This is a genomic window from Caballeronia sp. dw_276 (genome assembly GCF_018449635.1).
In the GTDB taxonomy this organism is placed as follows: domain Bacteria; phylum Pseudomonadota; class Gammaproteobacteria; order Burkholderiales; family Burkholderiaceae; genus Caballeronia.
On sequence record NZ_JAAVUV010000007.1, the window covers coordinates 1 to 22,805 of the forward strand.

Consider the following 22,805-nt stretch of genomic DNA (forward strand, 5'->3'; position numbering starts at 1 on the left):
ACGTATGAATACAGGTTCTGCCGAATATTATCTTGGTCGCCAAGTACCTTAACTAGGTCAAGGGGGGATGTGTTGTAAAACGACTGGCCCGCTTTTCGAGTTAGAAATGGGTCGGGGTTGATACCAGCTTTAGTTTTAGCCATGGCCTCCGCCAAGACCGCTGCCTTGGTTGGTTCCAAGACGCAATCTAGCCGGCGTAAGACCGTAAAAGGGAGGATGACGCGCCCATACTCGGATTGCTTGTAATCGCCGCGGAGTAGGTCCGCGACCGACCAGATAAAGGAAGAAAGGGCTTGATGGTTCATGTGCTCGGATTGTTTGGCCTACGGTATGCTTGGTCGCGCTCATTGGGTCGCGCCACGGTTTGTGAGTCGATTCTACAGCGTTGTTAGGGGCGGACGGTCAACCGTTCCTGCTTCGGAATAACTTGGGCGAAAGTGGCCGATGGTGCCCCCCCCAAATACACCCTGAACCCACATGCCATACCTTCATCAAGACTTCGAACGCGAAAAGCTGTACGAGGAAATCTGGTCCGAGCCGGTTAACAAAGTTTCGAGGAAGTACGACATATCAGATGTGGGACTTCGGAAGATTTGTATAAGCCTAGATGTCCCAGTCCCTCCTCGCGGCTATTGGGAAAAACTCGCAGCCGGTAAGGCAGTGGAAAAACCATCGCTTCCGCCTACCAAAGGAGCGACAACCCACCGGCGTTCTGTCTTCAAGAACCCACAAGACAATGAGCTGTCTTCGCGCACCCAGACTCGAATCGATGAGGATGCCATTCGTGCGCCGCACGTACCGACCGTCAGCATGCAGACCTCTATCGATGAATGTCTGCCGCTTGTCAAACGGGTTGCGAAGAAGCTCGATAGTAAGCACCGCGACTCGCGAGCATGGCCGTATTGCGACGGTGCCGGACTCATGCGGGTTGCGGTGTCCTCGCAGAACTCCTTGCGCGCGCTTCTCGTGCTGAACATGCTTATCGAGACACTTACGGGCGCGGGATATACGCTTTCCTCAAGCGGCAAAGAAGGCGAACCGGCCTACGTGACATTGCTTGATAGCAAGCTTACTTTTCGCGTGAGAGAACGAAGCCGCCAGGAGGATATACCTCTGACTCGGGAACAACTCGCCGAAAACAAACGCGTCGGATATAGCATGAACAAGCAGGCTTGCCTTTATCATCCCACGAACGAACTGGAAATATCGGCGTTCGAAGTTGGAAGCAACTACGCGGCTGCAACCGCCGTGGACAGTCGAAGCGCCCTAGTCGAGACGAAGATTTGCGGTTTCGTTGGCAAGCTTCGGCACCTGATTATTCGCAACTCTGTACATGCAGAGATGCGGGTAGAACAACGAGCAATCGCTGCTGCGCAGGAAGCTGAGCGTGCACGGCTTGCAGCGATTCGCCGTTCTGCAATTGAGCAACTCAAGCGCGTCGAGGAATGGGCGTTGAAGCTCGAGCGAGCGAACCGCCTGCGAACGCTTGCGACTGAATTCGAGGTCAAGAAACTGAAGTCCTCTGACGATGTCGTCGATGCCACATGGCTAAGACGTGCTGCAGACTGGTTGGACCCAACCGTCGAATGTCGATGGGACGACATGGACAACGCCCCACCTGGATATGGCGAATTATGGTGATTGGCAGTCGACGGCAGAGCATGCGCAGAAGCCTCGAAGATGCGGAGTGAACGGCGCTCACTCGGAATACTTTTGAAGGCGGATATGTTGACCCTTACAAAGGCGGTGCTGGGGCGACCGGCGTTGCTTCAGAAAATGGCACGCGTTGAACATAAAAGGCCTCTTAAAGACGGCCTCTTCGTGTGCATGTCGCTAAGCAACGGCTCAAAATAGTGTTCGTCAATGGTTGCTAGTTCTGACAAGCGCCGGAGCGTCTGCCGCTTCTCCAATACATGATGGAATTAGCATGTTCTCGTATCGGCTATGAAAGGCTTGGCTCACTCAGGCTACGCGCAAATGCAAATGACAGGCGTGAGCTTCGCGATACCAGTGTTTTCGTCAACAGATGCGTCCGCCGCGGTCCGGCCGTCCCGGAGCGCACTGGCTAGCACAGCGTTGCTTCCTATATCGCGCAGCGCGATGGCACGGCTGCCATGTTTCGAGCGCGCCGACTTCCCGGGGCAACACTTCGTGCACCGGCTCAGATATCTTTTTGAAAAAGCTCCCATGCACGCAAATTGGGATATCGCTCAGTCACTTGGTCGAATAGACTTGAAAAACTCAAAAAATCACTGCATGAATACCGCTATCCGTCCGTCGCGACGGCGATAGTTGGAAGCTCGTGATAACCCGCAGTCTCGTTGCATAACCCATAAATCGATAACAGGATTCAGCGTGAGCAAGCAGACCATCGAAACGTTTTTTGCGGGAAAAAATCTTGTCGTACCGAGCTATCAGCGTGATTAAACAACTCCTCTGCGTCTGACTTCGTCACCTTTGCGACGCAGAACGCATATATCGCTCTAACGATGTCACCGTAGCTACAATGCCGCGAGCTCATCTCGTCGCACCCCACGAGCGTCAACGCGCTCGCATAGGGGATGCGATAAACCTCCCATCCTGCTTGGGTCTTGGCTTCGGGGCACTCTGGGTAATAAATCCACCGTGCGTCGTAGCGGCGGCTGAGCATCACGTGGTGCCGGTCAAGCACATGCCGTAGCGGCCCGTTTCGGTCGCCGATTTCGAGAAGCATGACCAGAGCGGCGCTGAGTCCCGCCCGCGTAGCGAGCCGCTGGGTTGCCCATTCGATAGCGGCACACTCAGCCGGTCGTCGACGCTCGGGAATTTTGCAACCCATTCCACCCCGTCCCTGTCGCGGACGGCCGCTTTCGGCCTAGCCCCGCCAAGGCTCGCACCGCAATCGAAAATGCTCCGAAGGTCGCTCGGGACGCGCTGACCACGTTCTATTAGTGCGGCTGCTTCGGCTAACCCCGGCAGACTGCCCAGGTCAGCGGGCTCGGTCAGCTCGAGCGGGGCGATAGCAGGTCTGAAATCCAAAGCGCCGGCGCGGTCGTGGCCCGAATGCAGAAGATATTCAGACTCTGAGAGCCCGTTGAGGGGCGCGTTAAGTATGTTCTCGATGACTCGGCGTCCCCAAGCGTCCGGCATGGCATCTCGGATGCTGCCGAACTGCGGCAAGAAATTGGGGGGTGGAGCACCTTTCCGGCGATGCTGGTAGCGTATCTGAGTGATAGGGCGACGGGGTCGACATCGAACGCATCTTCGCGTTCAAGATAGCTGGCCGCAACGCGGATATCGCAGCAAATTTTATTGCATTGCAGCATCCTCTTGCCGCGGCGCCCGCAAACTGACTATGCACTGTCGTGCGCAGCATTACTTACTTCCGACGACTCTGTGAACGCGCGCCGCAAGCGCCACTGCTTCGGCTGGCGACATCGGCAGCGGCTCGAGCGGTGCTATTTTCAAGACCCACTCGGCGAGCTGGTTCACAAGCGAGGCATCCTCCGCATTCAGCCGGAGCAGCGCCAACGACTGCTCTAACAATTCTGACTGCGGAGAACAGCAATAAATCGCGTCAAACGCGGCACGTACGCGCGTAGACTCGGTCAGCTCGACATTCTGAGCGTCAGCAATCAAATTCTCGTATCGCACATTAGCTCCGGGTCGTCTTGAGTTCTTAGGGGGCGCCAATCACACGTCCTGCAAACCAGGAGTCAACCGATGCGACAGGCGGCGTATGTTTCCACGGTAGCGACTCACACAGCCTCGTCGTTGGAACAAAAGCCAGCTGCGGGTACGGCGTGAGCACATCCTCGAGCAATGCGCACATGGATGTTCGTTCAATCCCACCCGTGCAAAGTCGTCATCCAGCACGGATGACGCTTCGCAGTACCTTGCACGCAATTCCGATAACGTTATCGTCCACGGCGTAACGGACGCTTTCAGTGTCTATCCGCGGAAAGTCTGCGGATACTATGCTGGCAATCGCTGCTCCGTTGTGCGCAAAGACATCGAAACGTGCGAGGGGCTGAACGTCGCTGCCTATCTTATGACCAACAAATACCGGGAAATAGTCGCCGAGTGGTTGGGGCACGCTGCACTTGTCGGCGCTCATCTCAAGCAACTTGGCGACATCTTTAAAATGCGGGAAGCGTGCTCCGTCGCGCAGTAAGACGCTGCCTTCAAGTTCGCATATGACAACAAGGGGAGCGAGGTCGCCGTTGAATTCGCCGTCGTAGACCGCGACAGTAATGATGTCCCCGTGCGACGTCATCTGGTTCTTCTCTGCGGCGGACGGGTCCAGGTCGGCAGGTGCGGGGTAGTGCTTTAGCATCGCGGCAGCAAGGCGGCGCAGTGTGTCCGCATCGATGGGGGCACCCGCTGCCGGTTCCCTCAACAGCTCCTGCGTGCGCAGCACGGCCTGTATGCGCTCATACGGTACGGTCATGTGCAGCCTCCAGCACTTTGATGGCAACGGCGACGATGTCATCCGTCATTCGAACGAGAATGGGCTCGAAGTCGATTCGCGGTCGCGTGCTATGCACTCCCCGATTTCGAGCCTTCGCGACCAGTTGCTGCGCGAGGTCGTCACATGCGTCCCATCGCAGGTAGCGCTCATCGTCCTTCTGCCCAACGATAAGCTTGCCGTCAATGACCCGGCGGTTCCTTGTCTTCAGTCTGGGACGCAAGCCACACCGTTGCCTCGACGTGTTTCTTCTCTTTGTAAGCCAGCACGTCGACTCTCCGAACGAATCGTGCTTTGCCGCCACGGTGATGCAATGGCAGCAATCCGGAATTGATAAGTTCAACGACGTGCTGCCGCGACACGCAGAGAATCACAGCCGCCTGTTTCGTCGACACGAGTTCGTCAGTCGCCGCTGCGCTCTCATGCGACGGTGACCGCATGTTTTGTGGAATATCTGCAAGCAGAATAGTGCTCGCTTTCAGATTCGCGATAACTCGCTTCGCTAGGCTAATCAGGCTCATGTCCTTCCCAGCATGAACCGCCTTCGACCTGAGCGTCGTCTCAGGCGCCGCGGCAACACGAGTACGGATGACCTCGCCATCCACAGAAATATTCACACGGGCTTCTGAAATTGCTGACGGTTGACCGGCCGTCTGACGTTCAACGAACAAGGTAAATTCCCGCACATTCTGATATGGGCCGAGCGGCCACTCGTACCCATGTGTGTGAAGCGCTTCCGACGCCCGCTCCCACAATGGCCGCCGAGGGTCAATCTCGGCCGTCGCTGTGTACAGCGGTTGAAGCTCCTTCGGTTCACGGTCGTGTTCGCCCTGGTACATCGTCACGGTCGTGCGAGACCACTCCGCCGCCCATGCGGCGGCTACCGTTTGCACACGCTTGAAATCAATGTCATCGTCTAGCATTTCAAAAGGAATTTGGTCACCAAGGCTCCCGAGTGGCGACTTCAAAAAGTCGAGGCGGCTAGTCGCCGGCGCGGGCGCGATGATTCGGCATATTGCCTGCAATCGCTTTTGAATGCGTGATGGTTCTACCAGCTGTGCCGGGAAATACTGCGTTTCGTCGACTTCCATTGCGAAGACGCTCCCGTCCGCGAGCATTTCGTCCAAACAGCGTTTGGTTACGCCAAGACGTTGCCGGAAATCAGTTTCTGAAAGCAATTCGCCATTTGTAATCATCGCGCGACGAGAGTCGAGGGCTTGCTGCGACAGATACTCGCGTAGGGCATCACCGCCGACGTCTTCGCCAGCTTCCACGTACGCTGCAAGCACGATTTGTTCGATGCGGGCAATCACGTCGTCCGGCATCGACGCAACGCGTCCCCGTTCGGTTGTCGGCAGCCGGAAATTGTTTGCAGCGATTTTTCGAACAAGACGTGCAGCGACATACTGTGGGACGTCGTACAGCGCATCTATGCGCTGCATGGCGATGCTCCAGCCGCCTTCATGTAATGAAGAGTGATGTGACATCGCGTTGTTACGTTGCCAGCAAAATCACAGGGACGCTTTCGTAAGTCACGTTCTCACAGTCGTACCTGAGCGCACGATGAGGTTTTCCGGGGTACAAGGCCTCATACGGTCGGCCCTTACTCGAGCCTCGCTCGCGCGTCCACGTTGTCTCGCCTGAGCGGACCGAGTGGACCGTTTGAGCATCTTCTTCAATTACATCCCCGGGGAGGAGCATCAGGGTGGCATCCGGGTCTTGATTCAGCAAAAGAGCCATCAATTCTCGTACCTTCATTGCGTGTCTCTCCTTCAGGGCTTCAGATTGATGAAGGTGTTCGCCGTCGCGTCCGCGAAGAAGTCGGCGCGCGACATGTCCGACGATACCTGCGCTCAATGGAACGGCAAGTAATAACCACTTTTCCCGAAGCATCCGTGAAAGAAAAAGCGTCATGAGGCGGCCCGGAGAATTGCACGCGTTATCTCAACAACGTCATCGCCAATGCAAAAGCGGACAACCCTCGAATCGACGCACGAGCGCATGCCTTGGATGCCTGCGTGCGCCACGTTCTGTTCGCATGTGACGTCGACCCGATAAGTCGCCAGGACATGCGTGTCGGCGATTGCATCGGGTCGCGTTTCGTGGACAAAAACCGTAAAGCGATTCGCAACAGGGTACGGGCCGCGCGGTGAAGGTGTAGCAAGAGCATCCAAAGCGCGCTGCCATGGAGAACCGCCAGGTTCAATGGTTGTTCCCTCGCAAGCAATGAATAGGCTGTCGCCCGCGCAATCGCCCAAATACACAATGATGTCGGTCTGCAAACTCGTAGCAGGGCCGCCTGGCGACGGCAGCTCCTTAGTTGTCTCATCTGGCTCGCTCATAAATGACTCGCTTGCTCCCAACCTGGATTTTGCGCGTGATACGGCGTTGCCCTGTGGTTACCACTGCCACCATTGGTATCTGCGTCGACCGCCCAGCGTTGTATTCTGCAGCTAGCATTCCGAAACCAACGGAAATACCAAGCTTTGCAAAAGCTTCCGCAGCTATCGACTCGAAAGTGGCAGCCGGCATGAGCGTCGCTGTAAACTTATTTATCTTCGTTTTCGCATAGATGCCATGCCCGATTCGTACCAGCATCCTCGTGGCGACCAGTGTGGCGAGCACTCGGGTTAGCTGCGAACGCCCTCCCAGCTTCGTTAGCTCTGACCGCAAAATAACGACCCCTGAGCGACGGCGAATTGAACGCATTACTCGGTCTTCGAGTCGGGCCTTTTTCCTTGCCCTCGTGCTCATCAGTTATACAAACCCGATGCGGCAGAGCATTGCGTCGTAAATTCGTTCCGCCAACTCGCACACATCGGCCACCGAAACTGCAGGCACGAACGGCGAACTGCGTTGTGACCAATAGAACAGCAAATCGACAGTTACGCTATCTCTGTCGGGTAGTTGTAGCGCCGGAAGGGCTACATCAAGAATTTTGAATCTGGAGTGCGCAATTTCATCGACCGGCACGCCTTCGGACTCTACAACCTCGACACAGCATAGATACATGCACTCGAGCGCCAGTCGATAACGCGTATGCAGGGAGAGCGACTCATTCTTGGCGTCGCGCAGTAGGTCTTTGCAGCCAAGAATACGAGGCCGAATACTGTCGATAGACCGCTGCCGAGTTTCTGTCATGCGTCCCTTCGTTAGCGTTGGCGAACGTTGTTCGGTGGCGTCAACGGCCGTGTCAGCAATGGGGCTGGCTTGTAAGTTCATTGTTGCGGGTCGCCCTCGAAGGGTGCGCGGGCGTCAACCGTCGACGGTTCGCCTGCTTCGCACTCGACGTTTGAGAGCCATTCATACGTAACGTCGGTCCACCTCTCGATGCCGTTCTTCTGACACCATTGCCGCCAGACGGCGTCCGCAGCCACCGACACTTCGCTCGGTCCTTCGAGCTGGTAGATATTCCCAGAGCGTGTGGTGCCCTGCAGGAGCTCATGGTCGAATGTCTTGATAGCAGAACTGACACGCCCTCGTCCGTGAGTCGTACGGCAACCAACGAAGTGGCACGTGCCCGCGCTTGTTTGCAAGATTCGCCAACCAATCAACTCGACGTCAGCTCCCCATTGCAACCGGCTGTTCTTCCGCGACCACTTGTCTTTCAAATTAAGCCTCCTCACATCACGGGATGCTTCCGTGTCATTTCGCTGCTCTGAGCCTCGCGCGACATTTTTCCAACTCCGTGCTGAGTACATCAATTTGCGCTTGCATGCCAGCTGCTCGTGTCAGGAGTCGTCCGACTTGACTCCAATATTCGTATCCGACGTCCCCGTCGTCTAAGCCTAATTCGTGAAACGTTTGAAGCGCAATCTGGAGGTCAATGCGGTTTGGCAACGTCATCTTTTTCTCCGAATATTCTTTCAGGCCTCGCTCCGAGAGCGACGCTGGTGTCACTGTCGAGAGAAGTCGCTAGGTACTCGCGGGTTATCACTTCAAACACCAGTGTCGCGTCGAACGCTTGGTTCTCCCATTTCAACATCGAGGGCGACTGGGCCAATAAAAGTTGCGCGGATGGTTGATGGCGGTGCATCAGCTCGAAATCGAAGCCATCCTTTCAACAACTGGCGGAACTTCAATGTGTTCAGTTACGAGCTTCATCTGCGCTCGCTCAAGGAGCGCGACACCATCGGTAGGCAAGGAGTCTTCCGAGAGCAGTCGAATGGTTGGCTGAAGCTCATTTGCTCGGGGATGTGCAGCGCGCAGTTGTGCTTGCAATGCTTCGAGCTCCGTTGCTGAACACGCGACGACGATGTTGATACGTTGCGACGCGTAGGACCGGCGGAACGCACTATGAGGTGGCCGGACAACGACACCTGCCGCTCCAAGTGAGTCAAGGGTCGTCAGTGCTACGTACGCATACTCCGCCCAACGAGCCAACGCTGTTGACGCCTTCAATGGGATATCGCGTACCACGTCTACTCGCTCGTCGAGACGGTCAGCCGTTGCGTAGTAATCGAACTCCACCGGCTCTTTCATCTCCGTTGGATAGCCTTTCGGGCAATCCAACGTACGAATATTACAAGCTAGTTTGTGGACCCAAGTCCTTGCATCATCGGAGAGTTGTCCCTCGATTTCAATTACGCTGTTGCAGAGGTTTTCGAACGCGACGAGTTCCTCGTAAATGACCCGACGCACGCATGCCCGGTGGACTGAGCTTTTCGACATCGAATGCGGAATCACCCCGCGGACGGCGTTGACATGCTGCGAGAGAGCGTCGGCCTTTGGAAGAAGCGAGGCGGACAATGGCTCCGCCAAGCCATGCTCCAAAAAAATCGGAGCGGGATGCAAAAGGATTTCGGCATCCTCGCTCGGCAACGACTTCGACTTGTTTCTCCGCTTGTTCGGAGCATGCTTCGAAAGCTCGCGGGCCATTAACTCGCCAATCGGCAGGTCGTCGTCGACCCTCGCGCGCCGCCCGGACCGGCACACCACGCGAACTCCTTCGACGGCGAGGTCGCTATTTGCCTCGGTAAGCCCGTGCACCCAGAGAGCAACATCGTCCCGATGTTCACGCAGAAATTTACGCAAGTCGTTTGCCTCGGCACGGAGTCGGACGAGTTTGCATCGGTACTTTGAGTCTTCAAATTGGAAAATGTCGACAGTCTCTGCGGGATAGCCGTCGACACCAACCAAAGACGCTCGAGTAGGCGAATTGCTAGAAACGACAACAGTAAAACCATCGAAGGGCGTGCTTAGCCTGTCCTCGAGCCAATCAAGCGCTCGCCGATGCTCAATGTAAGCCGCTGCCGGATGCATCGAACCTGAGCTGAAACACGGTTCGGACAAACCTGCTATTCGATACAGGGCCTCTGCTTCCCGGCGGTTCTCAGCTTCGCTCCACCAGTCATCTGCTTTGATGTCTGCCAACACTGGCGGTGTTGAAAGACACTCCCTCACAATCTCAGGATTCCAATCAGAATACGACGACCACAAGGTGGCACCAAGGAATCGGACCCCTGTGATAACGACCTCGTCTCGGTCCAGAACATATACATCCGTCCCTGCCGCAAGTTTCCGTGCGTATGCCACTGCGGAGGTCACTTCGTGACCCCGCAGGTCCGATGGACCTAAAACGAAAACACATGGGATTGCCGTTTTAGCTAGAGCCTCGACGGACTCATCCAATTCGCCCAGCCCACCAGCGACAACTAGCACGTCTGCACCGCCAATTGCGTTGAGCGACTCCCTGCGCTCTTCGCACGTGCGTCCTGCAAGAACTTGGATGCGGGGAAACGGCGCTTCTCCGTAGAGGCGCCAGAGTCCTTTAGGAACGGACATGAACAATCCTTCTGATTAGCGATGGGCGTTTTAGCAGTTGGAAACGTGTGCGATTGTCCGACTGCGGACAGTTCGTAAACTACCTGTGTGTGTTAAGTTTGTCTATGTAAACTTTGTCTATGTAAAGTGAGCCGTAGACCAACTTCACACAGCATGGGAGCATCGCGACCTTTAGCCCCGTCCTTGAACTGTGACTTCCTCCGCCCAACGCTTTGCAAAAAATCTAAGAGCGGAACGCTTGGCTCTGGATTGGTCGCAGCTTAAGCTTGCCCAAGCAATCGGCGTAGATGTGACTACGGTGAGCCGCATCGAGCGCAATAAGGCAGGCGTAACGGTCGAACGCGCGGCAGAGCTGGCTGCAGCTCTCGACATCAATTTGGCGAATTTACTCGGCGAAGGGGAGTCGCAAACCATCGCGGATGGTATGACAGACCCGAGGGCAATTTCCAGCGCAAGAAGCATTGCCAGATTTAAAGCTCGACGGGAAGAGCTTGGGTTATCACAGACGGCGGTCGCCGCGCGCGGCGGTTTGGGGCGTGATTACATATCTCGGCTGGAGAATGAAACGAGCGACACAAAGCTTTACCTGACCACGCTGGAAAAACTTGCGAGTGGACTCGGCGTCCCGATAGGCGAATTACTCTGAACCGTTAACAAAGTGTTTGCCTCTTCGACTAAACCCTCGTTTTGCACATGCTCACATCCTTACTCACTGCCGTCAGCCACGCCTGAACTTGGTCGCTCCGCTAGCGAAGCAACTCTCGGTCATAGAGTTCGGCGCGTGGGGGCAGCAACCAAGGGCGGTGTTTTGCTCCTAAGACGACCGTGCGTGTAGAAATGTCTGGCACGGCGGCGAGTTCGGAGGGAGCGAGGTATTGGTTTGATTCAGGTAAGCCCAGCATTCTATTGAAACCATCTGGTTTCCCTCAGTCCTAAAATCCGCACAGGCTGTAGTCGACGTATGGGCCTCTCCGCTTAATTTGCAACATCTGTGTCGACAATCAGTATCGCCAATTAGCGGTTGAAGGAGAACGTGTGCGAATAAGGACCTATTTGACCGGCTCCCGTCGAAAGGGCACTACTCGTCCCACAGATGATGCCTGAATCTGCTCCCAAAGTAATTTGTTCTCGTCGCGTAACTTGCGGTTTTCCTTGCGGACGATTTCGAGTTCAGCCTCAAATTGCTGCAGTTGCAACTCAGTGTCGCGGTGAGACTGTTTAAGGCCGTTGTACAACGCCTTCCAATCTTCTAGCCGTTCTGACAGCGCTCGCCGAGCCCGTACGCGCCCTACCGGATGTTTCTTTTCTTCTTTGAGCTTGAGCCATGTTTTAACCTCTTCGCCGAGTGTTATTAGCTTTTTGTGGAGTGTGGTTTCATGTATATCCGCTCGCCTTGCAACTTCCGCCGCTGATAGCGCCCCTCCGTTGTGAGGATAAATTCCGTCGTTACTTTCAATCTCTGTATCGATGTCTTCCATCGCTTTGCGAACGCTTGCTTCGACAGCAGCAGAACGTTTCGCGCCCCTCTTAAGCGCTTTTTGACGCATTAGTTCTCGCGCCGCGCTTGAATGAACGTAACCTCGCTTCGTAGATGTCATGGTGAAACCCTACTTTCTTCGTGGAAGTCAAAAAAAACTCGCTGCACAATCGGATTAAGCATCCATTTTTGTCGAACGTCCTCGAATCTACCAAGATGCAGCATTATTTGACTTGCCCATGAGCCCTGTACCAGCTCATTTTTTTCCTCGTCCATGCGAACGTATTCGTCTACAGCATGGGCTATCGCCGCGTCAACATCGCGCCGTAGAAATTGCTCTTCAAGCCGGTGCGAGCAATGAGTCTGGCAACGCGCGGGCTCAGGTTGACCTCGACTCTTATTACATGGCCCTGACTCGGTCCCCGGAAATTTCGTGCAGATGATGCCAGGCCGCACATAGACCCATGCTTTGCCGCGCAGGGTAAGTAGTTCCGCAAGTTCCGCGAGAGTGCGAGCGTCAAAATCATCACCCGTCTGGTGGAGCCGCTCCCGGAAAACTTGTTGCGCGTGCTTGATTGTATGGGCCGCAGGCCCTCCATAACCCCCATTGACCAGCTCCGCATCCTCTTTGTCCTCGGCGTAGACGATGTCGAGAACCACATCTGCTGCACGAATCACTCGCAATTCGCGAGCAACCTTCTCGATTTCGGCCCGAAGGTTTTTGTCCGATAACATGTACGACATGGTCATCTCAATCGACTTGTGCCCAAAGACTGCCATCAGAATCCGTGGCGCCTGTATGAGGGCTAGTGCTACGAGCCGAGCAACGGTTTTACGAAGTCTGTGGGGGCGAATCGGCTGCCCGCTTGGTTCTGGGTCCATACAAAGAATCCGCGCATACTGCTTTAATGCATGGTTCAAATCCACCAACGGTTCCGAGCGGTCTCCGCTCCCATGCCCTGTTCTGGCCCAGAGATGCTTTGCGTTCCTAATAGGTTCGCTAAACTCAACGTTATCGTCGTCTGTTGAGTAGTTTCCAATTGTCTCAAGCACGGATATCAACTGAATTTGCTGCTCAATTGCGGTCGCTGCCACTGCTGGAAGTATCCAGTCGCGAACTTTCCCGTCGTGCCGTTCGACGAGTTTGAAAGTTCGCCCGTCGACATACGTTGTGCCATTTCGAGCGTACCGTATGCACGTGCGCTCAAGCGTCAATAACTCACTTCGCCGAGCGGCCATTGCAAGTCCAACAACGAAAATATGAGCGTACTGAACGGCATATGCGAGTTCAAAAACCTGCCTAATTTCTTTGGGCGGCCAATCGAGACGATTCAACGGATGCAGGTGCGCGTCGTAATTGACCGCTGCCGTATCGGAGTTATAACGGCCGCCGAAGTTTGGCGAGTAAATCGAGAACGGCAGAGCGTCGATAATCGTTCCCTCGGATTCCATCCAGACGTGTCCGGCTACAAACGCTTTCGCGCAGGCGCGCTTTTCGTCACCACTGGACTCCGTTTCATCCTTACCTTGAAGTATTGTTTTGAGTTCTTTAAGTACGGGTATCACTGCGGGTCCCATTACCTCAATCAACCAAAGGCTTCGCGTTCCCATCAAACTCACATATTCGTCAGGAAGCGGTAGGTGCGGAGTGACCAAAACTTCTTGCTCTGAAACCGCAGACGGTCCGGCTACTTCCATCGTCGCCGATACGTCGTCCATAACCGGAGGGGCATCGTTCCAAAGGCCCATTTTTGAAAGCATCTCCATCCGACGGACCTCGTTAGTCATTGCATCGCGCACAGAACGGGCCAACGTCAAATAAAAGTCTTTTGGAATGTGGTTGAGAAACCTGGTGTCGTTCTCGAAAATGAGAGCGTCGGGCGCTTCGTATCCCGCAATGTCCGGTCCATTCTTCATTATGTTAGCGATGCAAGCTGCCATCAGTCGAGGCAACTCAGTGTAGGCGAGACTTCTTATCGTCGTGACGTCTAGAGGGCCTCCTTTTACTCGCTTGAAGGTTACCGGGGCAATGCGCAGCAGTATGCAGTAGCGAGTAATCAGCCGAACTGCTTGCTCAACTAGCTTCCGATGAAAAGCTGGATTAACCGCCCAGTTCGAAACACCAACTTGGTTTGTCTCACCATCGCTGTCGCCCTCCGTTTCAACAGTTGACGATTTCCGAAGAAATTCGAGAATTCGACCACGAAGGTCGATTCTCAATGTAGCTTGCCCGGTTTGCCCGGGAGCCCATTCCTGCGGCGTTTCCCAGAAACCATAATCGCTTCCATGTCGAAGCGTCGATTGCATCGCGATGAGCTCGTTCGGTTGCATATGCTGTATTGAACTAACCGATATTTTTTCTATTACTTTCGTTGCGATTGTAGATAAAATTTCTTGCCGAAACTTAGCGGAAAATTGTGGCATTGCGGTTTGTGCAGTCATTTACATTGCCCCACAAAATGGTCATTCGGTTAAGTCAACCGCCCGGTGTCTTCCAGATGCGATGCGCTCTCTCCAAACTGCCAAATTTTCTCGAACTTCTTCTGGCAGCCACCAGCGCAATGCGAGTTTTGTATTCTCTAACTCTTCTTCGAAAGACGACTCAAGGAAAGCAGCGACTGATATGTTCATCTTGACTTGCTCAAGTTCTGCCTGCCTCATACAAAGCCCGTCGCGACTGTCAGGAAGGAGCACGCTGTTTTCGATGCAAAGAGTGCATCGCTGAACAGGACACATCTTCTTTCCGTCCGGCTCGAAAGCAGGCGCAATGTGTTTTGGGGGCGAGTGCGGGCGTTCACAACCAACGCCAATCCGGCTCCTTCGGAGCCGGCGATAATCTTCCAGCCGCAGGCGTTCGATGTTAGAAATACCTCCGTCTTGAGCGCGCTTGGCCAAGATGGTCGGGTCTACTCTGCCTCCGTGGCCTAGCTCATCCCAAAGTACCTCTTGCAATTTGACATACTGCCGTTGTTCCCTCTCGTTAAGGATTACATGGTTCAGATAGGTCATTCCTGTTTTCAACCGCTTCTGACCAAGCGCTTTCATCACATACAGAACTAAGCCGCCACTAACCTCATAGGCGTATTCCGCGAAGGCATGTCGAAAGTCGCCCGCAACGACGTAGGGCAGCTTCTTCTTCCGAGTTCGACTGGCATTCACGTCTGTGATGAAATCATGTAGAAAAGACTCCTTAAGGCCACTACCATAGTTCCGCGTATCCAAATAGGAAATCGCTTTTCCTGACTTGGCATCTGAACCACCGCCTGACTTGACACCGGCATAAAGCCACGGGCTTACTACGCCCTTTTTAAGCCAGTTAATTTTCTTGTTCAGTTGGTTTATGACGACTGCACCACCCTTCTCTTGTTTCGCCTTTGCTAGAAGCGACTCTGCTTCCTCGAGGTCCTTGTAAAGCTGCTTCCGAAGTGGCTCTGTGCGTTTGATGAGCATTTGAATAATTACGCCGGCGGCCCCTTGAGACTTCAGCAATCCTTCAGAGGTCTGGTCGGCGTAGGCGGCGCGCTTCTTCACGCCATACAGCACATACCTGTTTGGGTCTTTAGGATGGGCGATAAGAAAGCGCTGGTCCGTACGCAGATTCAACAGGGTGGATGCATTCCAACCCGTGCTCGCCATACAGCAGTGCAGTGCAACTTTAATGTCAGTGCTATCAGGAAAAAAGCCCTTCAGCATGTCGACCATTCGATACTCAAGACCATCATATTTACGGGTGGACATGCCGTTATGCAAGATTTCGCGTCCAGGCTGAGGATGTCCAGCCTTCGTCACCACCACACGATAGTGCATGTAACTTCTCAGTAGTCTCGCCTCCTCAATATTGCGCGGCCTCTGCCCAGCAATGAGCGCTTCAGCGCGCTCCCACCGCCAGAGAGCGCGAAACCACGCATGCTTAAGCTCAATTCGTATCTCTTTCATCTGTTCGGAGGGAGGCAGGTCTCTAAGCTTCGGCGGGTTAGATGAGACCGCTGGCCAATTTATTGGAGCTAGATAATTCAGGCGTCTTGCTAAATTTAATATGCGAACGAAAGTCCGGTATAGGTTGCTGCTCATACCACTATCAATCGCTTTTCGAACGTGTATGTCCGTAATATCGTTTATGCTTATAACTGCAAGCGATAAAGCATCATGCGTAGTTGAACTCGATTCAATGGCATCGAAGAGTCGCCACCACGTCCGAACGGACATCACATAACTAAAAGCCGAGTCTGGCGCCAGATAGTCCACTAGACCGCGTATTGCTGGAGCAATCTCGTTTATAAGTTTTTGTCGCCCGGTAAATGGGCCACCCCACAGCCCCGCCCTCTCTCTTTTGTCTTGTCCGGTCGCGAATGAGAGGAGGTCAACAAAAAAAGGCTCTTCGTGCGAAGTCCAGAATTGCAGCGCAGTGTCGGATTTAGAATCTGAGCGTCCTGATGACTCAATACCTTCGTCTTCCAATCCGCTATACAAAGCCGAATGGTCCTTATTGTGTTTTCGGATACTCAATGCTCGCTCCATTTTCGCCGTAAACGTTCTGCGCGTATTTTTGTAGCTCTTCGTCATACCCAATAGTTACATTCCGTGCAATTGCGTCCATGAACCATTGGAGATAAATCATTGTTGTTTCTTCGTTTACATGACCCAATTGCGGTTGTATAATAAAGCGAATTACGTCTCTAGCTGCCCCTGCCAGATGCAACTTTGTTGTTTCATCAAATCCCTTTTCGCGAGGGAATCGCTCTTCCAGTTCCTGCATCAAAGTAGCGCACGACCACCAGTCACGGCCCCTATGAGGAGACCAACCCCTATACGGAACCATGCCACCAGTCCACGCATGGTAAAGCTGTTTGGAAGAAATACGATTACCCGTCTTTTCGTCAAGGAAAAGACATACCGATTCTTTGATTCGCCGCCGTTTTTCTTGAATATTGGACGTTGTGGCCACTCGCCGTTTTAATGCTGCACTGCGTGCTCCCTTAACGCTCCGGTATGCATGCCATCGCTCTGCCAAATGCATGGGTATCCAAATGTCCCGCCTGGGGCCAATTTTATCGCCATGGTCCTCGCCGTAGGCTTGGCCCTTCACCCCATACTGTATAGTTATCAATACTCGCTGCTGTGCAAACGGGGCGTCAACATCCTTCAAATGCCATTCCCGCCTATCTTCCGGCAGGGAGTCTACTCGTAGGCACGCAATTTCCTCCCGACGCATTGCAGTCGTTAGTATCGATTCGCACATTAACCCATATGTAAAACCAAAATTTCTGTAAACGGAATTTAGCCACAGAATAAGCTCCTCTTGCGAGGGCATACGTAGTCGGCGTTTATTTTCGCGAAGATTACCTAACCTTACTTCCGATTTCACTTTTTTTCCAAAATTACCTCCAGCAACTGGAATAGTTACCACTTCGAATTTTGGACGCAATCCTTTATCGAACATCCACAGTAATAACTCGCTCGCCAGCATAACTCGGCAATTGATAGTTGAATTAGAGAGTTTCTTCCCATCTCTAGACCACTTTCCTTTTTCCATGTCTTTTTGATATCCATTAACGATATCGTCAACGTAATCACAACTTGTTAAATTCAATTTTCTCATTTCGGCCCACTCGAGAAAGTTGACTAGCCAATCAGCATAGTTTTTTATCGACCTTGGCGTAGGTATGCGCCTTGTTAAAGTTGTTTGACCTCGAGTTTCGGGATGCCACTTCCCCAATCCCCTTTCAAGCAAAAACCGACTACTCAAACGGTGATAACCAGGACGCGAATCCATAATGAAAGGCAAATGAGCCACTTTGCCAAAACCGGCGGCAGCCGTCATTGCAGGAATGCTGTAGTCAACTGTCCAAGGCATCAGTTCCTCCTCGTCGCGTCGCGAATAGACACCAAGCTAGTCAACCTGCGTCCAATCGTCAACTTAAATCTAATAAATTTCAGCTTGGTCATAATGTGGAGGACGACGGGGACGGCTACGACCCCGCCGATATCGCCAGCCGAGGTGAAGCACATGTCGGCTTTCACATCATGCGCGAACGGGCGGCGCGCCTTGGCGCACAACTCAGACTCGAAAGCCGGCCGGGCGGCGGCGCGCAAGTCCATCTCCTCTTGCCCGCAAGCAGGAGGCAGGCCGCATGACCATTCGCATTCTTTTGATCGACGACCACACACTGTTTCGCTCAGGCGTGCATGCATTGCTGCAGCGCCAGCCGGACTTCGAGGTCGTGGGCGATGCCGCAGATGGTATCGAGGGAATCAAGCGCGCGAAGCAGCACAGGCCGGACGTGGTGCTGCTCGATCTGAACATGCCGGGGTTATCGGGCATAGAGACGCTGCAGTTATTGCAGCAGGACCTGCCCGATACAGCGGTCATCATGCTCACGGTCTCTGAAGACGTGGATGAACTCACGTCCGCGCTGCACGAAGGCGCATGTGGCTATTTGCTCAAGAATATGGACGCCGACGCGCTCGCAACCATGATTCGCCGCGCAGCCGACGGCGAATCGGTGATCGCGGAGAGCATGACGCAACGGTTGATCGCGAAGATGAGGACGCCGCAGAAGGCTGAAGAACTTCCCGCCCCCGATACCCGAGAATCATCCGCCCTGACGCCGCGCGAACGTGACATCGTGCGGATCGTGGCGCGCGGCGCGAGCAACAAGGACATTGCGCGCGAGCTCGATCTGGCCGAAAGCACCGTGAAGATTCACGTGCGCAACGTGCTGCGCAAGCTCAACCTGACAAGCCGCGTGCAGATCGCGATTCATGCCCTCGCACGCGATACCGAAGACTAAGCCGTCAACTCGCCATATACGTCGGCGTACCGCAACGCCGATGCTTCCCAGCCGAAGTCCTGCTCCATCGCGCGGCGAATGACCGCCTTCCAGTCCGGCCGCCGCGCTTTCAACGCGAACGCGCGCCGGATAGCCGCGACGATCGATGGCCGGTCGAACTTTTCGAAGACAAAGCCGGTGGCGATTTCATCGGCGAGATTTTCAAGCGATGTGTCGACCACTGTGTCCGCCAGACCACCCACGCAATGGACAAGCGGCAGCGACCCATAGGCGAGTGCGTAAAGCTGCGTCAGGCCGCACGGCTCGAAGCGCGAGGGGACCATTACGATATCGCTGCCTGCAATGATCGAGTGAGACAGGGTCTCGTCGAATCCGAGTTCCACCGCGACGGCCTGCGGATTCGCTGCCGCCGCGTTCTTGAGGCCGTTTTCAAGCGCCGGGTCGCCGGTGCCGAGCACGACAAGCTGACCGCCGCGCTGGACGATATCGGGAATCACCGAGAGCAACAAATCGATGCCCTTCTGTTCCGTCAGGCGGCTCACCACGCCGAACAGAAGCGCGTCGGGGTCGCGCGCAAGACCCATGCGTTCCTGCAGCGCGGCCTTGCATTTCTCCTTGCCTGAAAATTTCTCGATGGAATATTGGGTATTGATGGTCGTATCGGTTGCGGGATTCCAGACCGTTTTATCGACGCCGTTGAGAATTCCGCTGATGTTGTGTGTACGCGTGCGTAGCAGACCGTCGAGGCCCGCGCCCTGCACCTGCGTCTGAATCTCGCGCGCGTAAGTCGGGCTCACCGTCGTGATGCGATCGGCGTAGAAAAGGCCGGCCTTAAGAAAAGAAAGATGGCCGTAAAACTCGATTCCATCGACAGAGAAAAAATCCGCCGGCAATTGCAGCACGCCGAATTCGGCCGCCGGGAAAACGCCTTGGTAGGCGAGGTTATGGACCGTGATGACAGAGGGTATGCGCGGCATGCCCGAGGTGCGTTCCCACGCCCGCAAGTAAGCCGGCGCAAGCCCCGCGTGCCAGTCGTGCGCGTGCAGCACGTCTGGTTGCCAATCGGGATCGGCGCCATGGGCTATGCGCGCCGCAGCCCAGCCGAGCAAAGCGAAACGCCGGTCGCTATCGGCGTACTGCGTATGCGATGCATCCAGATAGGGATTGCCCGGGCGATTGTAGAAGGCATCGGCCCGCACGATGTAAACCGCGATCGCATGCGGCTCGAGCACACCACGTTCGAGCCTCACATTGCCAATTCCAAACGCCGGGCCGAGATCCGCCACGTGCTCGATTTGCGTCAAGCCGGCCACGACCGACGGAAACGCCGGCAGGATTACCCGGGCATCCGTGCCCACCTGCATCTGGGCCGGCGGCAAGGCGCCCACGACATCGGCCAGGCCGCCGGTCTTCAAAAGCGGATACATTTCCGCTGCAACATGCAGCACACATACGGTCATCGGTTCCCCATTGGCTGGTTGCGCTGGACAGAATCATCCGCGCGGTATCTGACGCAACATCGCACGCAGTTTAGCGAACTATGACTGCTTTGCTTGTCCAAGGCGTGTCAACGCCTCTTGCGTCACCAGCACCACACCGCTTTCCGTTCTGTAGAACCGCTCGGCGTCATATTGCGGGTCTTCGCCGATCACGAGCCCTTCCGGCAACGTGCAACCCCGGTCGATCACCACCTTCTTGAGACGGCAGCTCGAGCCGACCGTGACTTGCGGCAACAACACGGCTTCGTTGATATGACAGAACGAATTCACCCGCACCGCCGATGAAAACACCGACCGCGCCACCTGCGACCCCGCGATCACGCAGCCGCCGCAGACCAGCAGGTTGTTGATCGCGCCCTGCTGCCCGTGCAGGTCGCGCACGAACTTGCCTGGCGGCAACTGCTCCTGGTTGGTCCAGATGGGCCAGCGGCGGTCATAGAGATCGAGCGCGGGAATCGTCGATGCCAGATCCAGATTGGCCGCCCAATAAGCGTCGACGGTCCCTACGTCGCGCCAGTACGGCGGCGCGTTCGGATCGGTTTCCGATGTCACACACGACATGCCGAACGGATGCGCAATTGCCCGGCCGCTGGTGACCACGCGCGGCAGGATGTCCTTGCCGAAATCGTGATCCGTCTCCGACGTCAAGATGTTTTCTTCGAGCAACTGATACAGATACTTGGCGCTGAACACGTAGATGCCCATGCTCGCCAGCGCGATGTCAGGCTTGCCTGGCATCGACGGCGGATCCTCGGGCTTTTCAAGAAATGCCGTAATGCGCCGTTGCTCATCCACGTGCATCACGCCAAACGCGGTGGCTTCCATGCGCGGCACCTCGATACAGCCGACCGTGCAATCCGCGCCGCTCTCCACATGGTCGAGGACCATGCGCGTGTAGTCCTGCTTGTAGATATGATCGCCCGCCAGCACGACGATGTACTCCGGGCCAATCGAGCGGATGATGTCGAGATTCTGGAATACGGCGTCCGCCGTACCGCGATACCAGCTTGCGTCCACACGTTGCTGCGCCGGCCAGATATCGATGAACTCGTTGAACTCGCCGCGCAGGAAACCCCAACCGCGCTGCAAGTGGCGCAAAAGCGAATGCGCCTTGTACTGCGTGACCACGGCGATACGCCGGATACCTGAATTCAGGCAGTTCGACAACGCGAAGTCGACGATCCGGTACTTGCCGCCAAAGTGCACCGCCGGTTTGACGCGTTTGTTGGTCAGCGCTCCGAGGCGCGTGCCACGCCCGCCCGCAAGGACGATAGCCAGCGTATTCTTCTGCAGATCCGTATGACTTTGCGACAATCTCTCTCTGTTCAGCGTCTCCATACTGACCTCCTCTTTTGCGGCCTGTGCGGCCTGTTTCTGAATTGTTTTCAGCTACCCACCTTGCGCGTCGTCGGCAAATCCCGGGTTGATTCAAAACAATAAGTGCGATTTTCTCCAGAGGAATTAAATGGATTTGAAACAGTGCGTGAGAACGATTCTGCTGCAAAGGTGAACAGTTCGCACCTGCTTTTCCATATCGAACCAATAAAGGTCTAGTCGACGGCGGATACGGCCGGGCGGAGGGGCCAAACACAAACGAAAACTTGAGGTATTCCGATGGTTTCCCGCAACCTTAGCAATCGCCGTGCCAATGAGAATAAAAATACGTCCGCACGCCGCGCCGTGTGTCGTGGAAATGCAAAATCTTTGCGAGCCCGCGTCACGACGTCATGCGCCACGGCACAATAATGTGCGGCGCCCTGACGGGATCAAGACCCGAGACATCGCGCCCGATTCGCCACTCCGGCCCCTGACGAAAAAACACATCATGAATAACGTCCTCAGTATCCAGTCGCACGTCGTCTTTGGCCATGCCGGAAACAGCGCAGCCGTTTTCCCAATGCGCCGTATGGGCGTCAACGTCTGGCCGCTCAACACGGTGCAGTTCTCCAACCACACGCAATACGGGCGCTGGACCGGCAGCGTCGTCGATGCCAGCGAACTCACGCGCGTGATCGAAGGAGTCGGGGCTATCGGCGTGCTGCCACGCTGCAACGCCGTGCTTTCCGGCTATCTTGGCGCGCCCGACCAGGCTGCGGCGGTGGTCGAAATCGTCAGGATGGTCAAGGCCGTGAATCCGAAGGCGCTCTATTTCTGCGATCCGGTCATGGGTGCGGCGACAGGTTGCATCGTGGAGCCGGGGATTCAGGAATATCTCGTCACGAACATGCCTGAGATCGCCGACGCCATGACGCCAAATCATATCGAGTTGCAAAAGCTCACCGGCCGGTCGATCGAAACAGTGGAAGAAGCCGTCGAAGCGTGCCGAGAAATCATCGCGCGTGGGCCAAAGGTCGTCCTGGTCAAGCATCTGATCGACAGAAACAGCCGCGCCGACACCTTCAACATGCTCGCGGTGACTGAGAGCCAGGCGTGGTTCGCGCAGCGGCCGCTCTATCCGTTCGCACGCCAACCGGTCGGCGTGGGCGACCTGACGAGCGCGGTGTTCCTCGCGCGCACCCTGCTTGGCGATTCGGTACGCGAAGCGTTCGAACATACGCTGGCTGCCGTCAATGCAGTGGTGAAAACCACTTATGAAGCAGGCCGATACGAGCTGGAAATCGTCGCGGCGCAAGACGAAATCGCGCACCCGACCGAGAGGTTTCCCGCGCTTGCCGTGCACGCGGAGTAAGGCGTAGCGACCGCCCCCGGGCGGGACCGGCACTTGCTCAGGACCATGACGTCGCCGGCTTAGACCGGCCCCAAACAGGTGCATCGCGAGCTGACGCTTGAGCTCGTTTCGCATCGAA

Annotated in this window: 19 protein-coding genes and 1 pseudogene; 6 read left to right on the forward strand and 14 right to left on the reverse strand. The window is 55.3% G+C overall.

The annotated features are described in order from the left end of the window. A partial coding sequence (locus HB633_RS15985; protein ID WP_213779111.1) for a type I restriction-modification system subunit M N-terminal domain-containing protein occupies window positions 1-305 on the reverse strand: 305 nt, incomplete at its 3' end. A 172-nt stretch (window positions 306-477) separates the two neighbouring features. On the opposite strand from HB633_RS15985, the gene HB633_RS15990 reads away from it, so the two are divergent. Then, window positions 478-1,641, forward strand: a complete 1,164-nt coding sequence (locus tag HB633_RS15990) for a hypothetical protein (protein WP_213779112.1) — start codon at window positions 478-480, stop codon at window positions 1,639-1,641. A 1,713-nt stretch (window positions 1,642-3,354) separates the two neighbouring features. Here HB633_RS15990 and HB633_RS16000 read toward each other — a convergent pair. The 3 genes from HB633_RS16000 to HB633_RS16010 all read right to left on the reverse strand — a co-directional run bounded on the left by HB633_RS16000 (window position 3,355) and on the right by HB633_RS16010 (window position 5,889). Next, complete coding sequence (locus tag HB633_RS16000; RefSeq protein ID WP_213779115.1) at window positions 3,355-3,633, reverse strand: hypothetical protein; 279 nt, start codon at window positions 3,631-3,633, stop codon at window positions 3,355-3,357. Between the two features lie 211 nt (window positions 3,634-3,844). Beyond that, the gene (locus HB633_RS16005) at window positions 3,845-4,429 is read right to left on the reverse strand and encodes a BPSL0761 family protein (RefSeq protein WP_213779117.1); all 585 of its coding nucleotides are present in this window, start codon (window positions 4,427-4,429) and stop codon (window positions 3,845-3,847) included. 200 nt (window positions 4,430-4,629) lie between these two features. Next, window positions 4,630-5,889: a helix-turn-helix domain-containing protein gene (locus tag HB633_RS16010; protein WP_213779119.1), complete on the reverse strand. Its 1,260-nt coding sequence runs from the start codon at window positions 5,887-5,889 to the stop codon at window positions 4,630-4,632. A 211-nt stretch (window positions 5,890-6,100) separates the two neighbouring features. On the opposite strand from HB633_RS16010, the gene HB633_RS16015 reads away from it, so the two are divergent. After that, window positions 6,101-6,319 (forward strand): hypothetical protein, encoded by a 219-nt coding sequence (locus tag HB633_RS16015; protein WP_213779120.1) that lies wholly within the window; start codon window positions 6,101-6,103, stop codon window positions 6,317-6,319. A 453-nt stretch (window positions 6,320-6,772) separates the two neighbouring features. Here the strand turns inward: HB633_RS16015 and HB633_RS30885 are convergent, their stop codons facing one another. The 4 genes from HB633_RS30885 to HB633_RS16030 all read right to left on the reverse strand — a co-directional run bounded on the left by HB633_RS30885 (window position 6,773) and on the right by HB633_RS16030 (window position 10,231). After that, on the reverse strand, window positions 6,773-7,201 hold the full coding sequence (locus HB633_RS30885) for a DUF6088 family protein (RefSeq protein WP_346730321.1): 429 nt from the start codon (window positions 7,199-7,201) through the stop codon (window positions 6,773-6,775). Window positions 7,202-7,204: 3 nt separating this feature from the next. Then, window positions 7,205-7,669 (reverse strand): hypothetical protein, encoded by a 465-nt coding sequence (locus HB633_RS16020; protein WP_213779122.1) that lies wholly within the window; start codon window positions 7,667-7,669, stop codon window positions 7,205-7,207. Further along, window positions 7,666-8,058 (reverse strand): hypothetical protein, encoded by a 393-nt coding sequence (locus HB633_RS16025; protein WP_213779124.1) that lies wholly within the window; start codon window positions 8,056-8,058, stop codon window positions 7,666-7,668. The genes HB633_RS16020 and HB633_RS16025 overlap by 4 nt, the downstream gene beginning before the upstream one ends. A gap of 424 nt (window positions 8,059-8,482) precedes the next feature. After that, entirely contained in the window at window positions 8,483-10,231 is a 1,749-nt protein-coding gene (locus HB633_RS16030; protein ID WP_213779125.1) for a hypothetical protein, read from the reverse strand. 190 nt (window positions 10,232-10,421) lie between these two features. On the opposite strand from HB633_RS16030, the gene HB633_RS31135 reads away from it, so the two are divergent. Then, window positions 10,422-10,877 carry a helix-turn-helix transcriptional regulator gene (locus HB633_RS31135; protein ID WP_346730322.1) on the forward strand — a complete coding sequence of 152 codons (456 nt, stop codon included), beginning with the start codon at window positions 10,422-10,424 and terminating at the stop codon, window positions 10,875-10,877. Window positions 10,878-11,280: 403 nt separating this feature from the next. Here the strand turns inward: HB633_RS31135 and HB633_RS16040 are convergent, their stop codons facing one another. From HB633_RS16040 to HB633_RS16055, 4 genes are read right to left on the reverse strand one after another with little or no spacing between them, the layout of a single operon-like run. Next, window positions 11,281-11,778 (reverse strand): hypothetical protein, encoded by a 498-nt coding sequence (locus HB633_RS16040; protein ID WP_213779127.1) that lies wholly within the window; start codon window positions 11,776-11,778, stop codon window positions 11,281-11,283. Window positions 11,779-11,825: 47 nt separating this feature from the next. Continuing rightward, window positions 11,826-14,150: a site-specific integrase gene (locus HB633_RS16045; RefSeq protein ID WP_213779129.1), complete on the reverse strand. Its 2,325-nt coding sequence runs from the start codon at window positions 14,148-14,150 to the stop codon at window positions 11,826-11,828. 21 nt (window positions 14,151-14,171) lie between these two features. Next, entirely contained in the window at window positions 14,172-16,271 is a 2,100-nt protein-coding gene (locus HB633_RS16050) for a hypothetical protein (RefSeq protein ID WP_213779131.1), read from the reverse strand. After that, entirely contained in the window at window positions 16,192-17,562 is a 1,371-nt protein-coding gene (locus HB633_RS16055; protein ID WP_213779132.1) for a site-specific integrase, read from the reverse strand. The genes HB633_RS16050 and HB633_RS16055 overlap by 80 nt, the downstream gene beginning before the upstream one ends. A gap of 77 nt (window positions 17,563-17,639) precedes the next feature. Between HB633_RS16055 and HB633_RS30900 the strand changes: the two are divergent. Together HB633_RS30900 and HB633_RS16060 are read left to right on the forward strand one after the other, a co-directional pair. After that, window positions 17,640-17,843 (forward strand): annotated as a pseudogene (locus HB633_RS30900) (ATP-binding protein); the annotation flags it as partial. Beyond that, window positions 17,840-18,499 carry a response regulator gene (locus tag HB633_RS16060; protein WP_213779134.1) on the forward strand — a complete coding sequence of 220 codons (660 nt, stop codon included), beginning with the start codon at window positions 17,840-17,842 and terminating at the stop codon, window positions 18,497-18,499. The pseudogene HB633_RS30900 and the gene HB633_RS16060, both read left to right, overlap by 4 nt. Here HB633_RS16060 and glgA read toward each other — a convergent pair. Then, window positions 18,496-19,959, reverse strand: coding sequence for a glycogen synthase GlgA (gene glgA, locus HB633_RS16065; RefSeq protein WP_213779136.1), 1,464 nt, complete (start codon window positions 19,957-19,959; stop codon window positions 18,496-18,498). The genes HB633_RS16060 and glgA overlap by 4 nt on opposite strands. A gap of 78 nt (window positions 19,960-20,037) precedes the next feature. Continuing rightward, the gene (glgC, locus tag HB633_RS16070) at window positions 20,038-21,336 is read right to left on the reverse strand and encodes a glucose-1-phosphate adenylyltransferase (protein ID WP_213779138.1); all 1,299 of its coding nucleotides are present in this window, start codon (window positions 21,334-21,336) and stop codon (window positions 20,038-20,040) included. Window positions 21,337-21,823: 487 nt separating this feature from the next. Here glgC and pdxY point away from each other — a divergent pair, with 487 nt between their 5' ends. Next, window positions 21,824-22,687 (forward strand): pyridoxal kinase PdxY, encoded by an 864-nt coding sequence (gene pdxY, locus HB633_RS16075; RefSeq protein WP_213779139.1) that lies wholly within the window; start codon window positions 21,824-21,826, stop codon window positions 22,685-22,687. The last annotated feature ends 118 nt before the right edge of the window (window positions 22,688-22,805 follow it).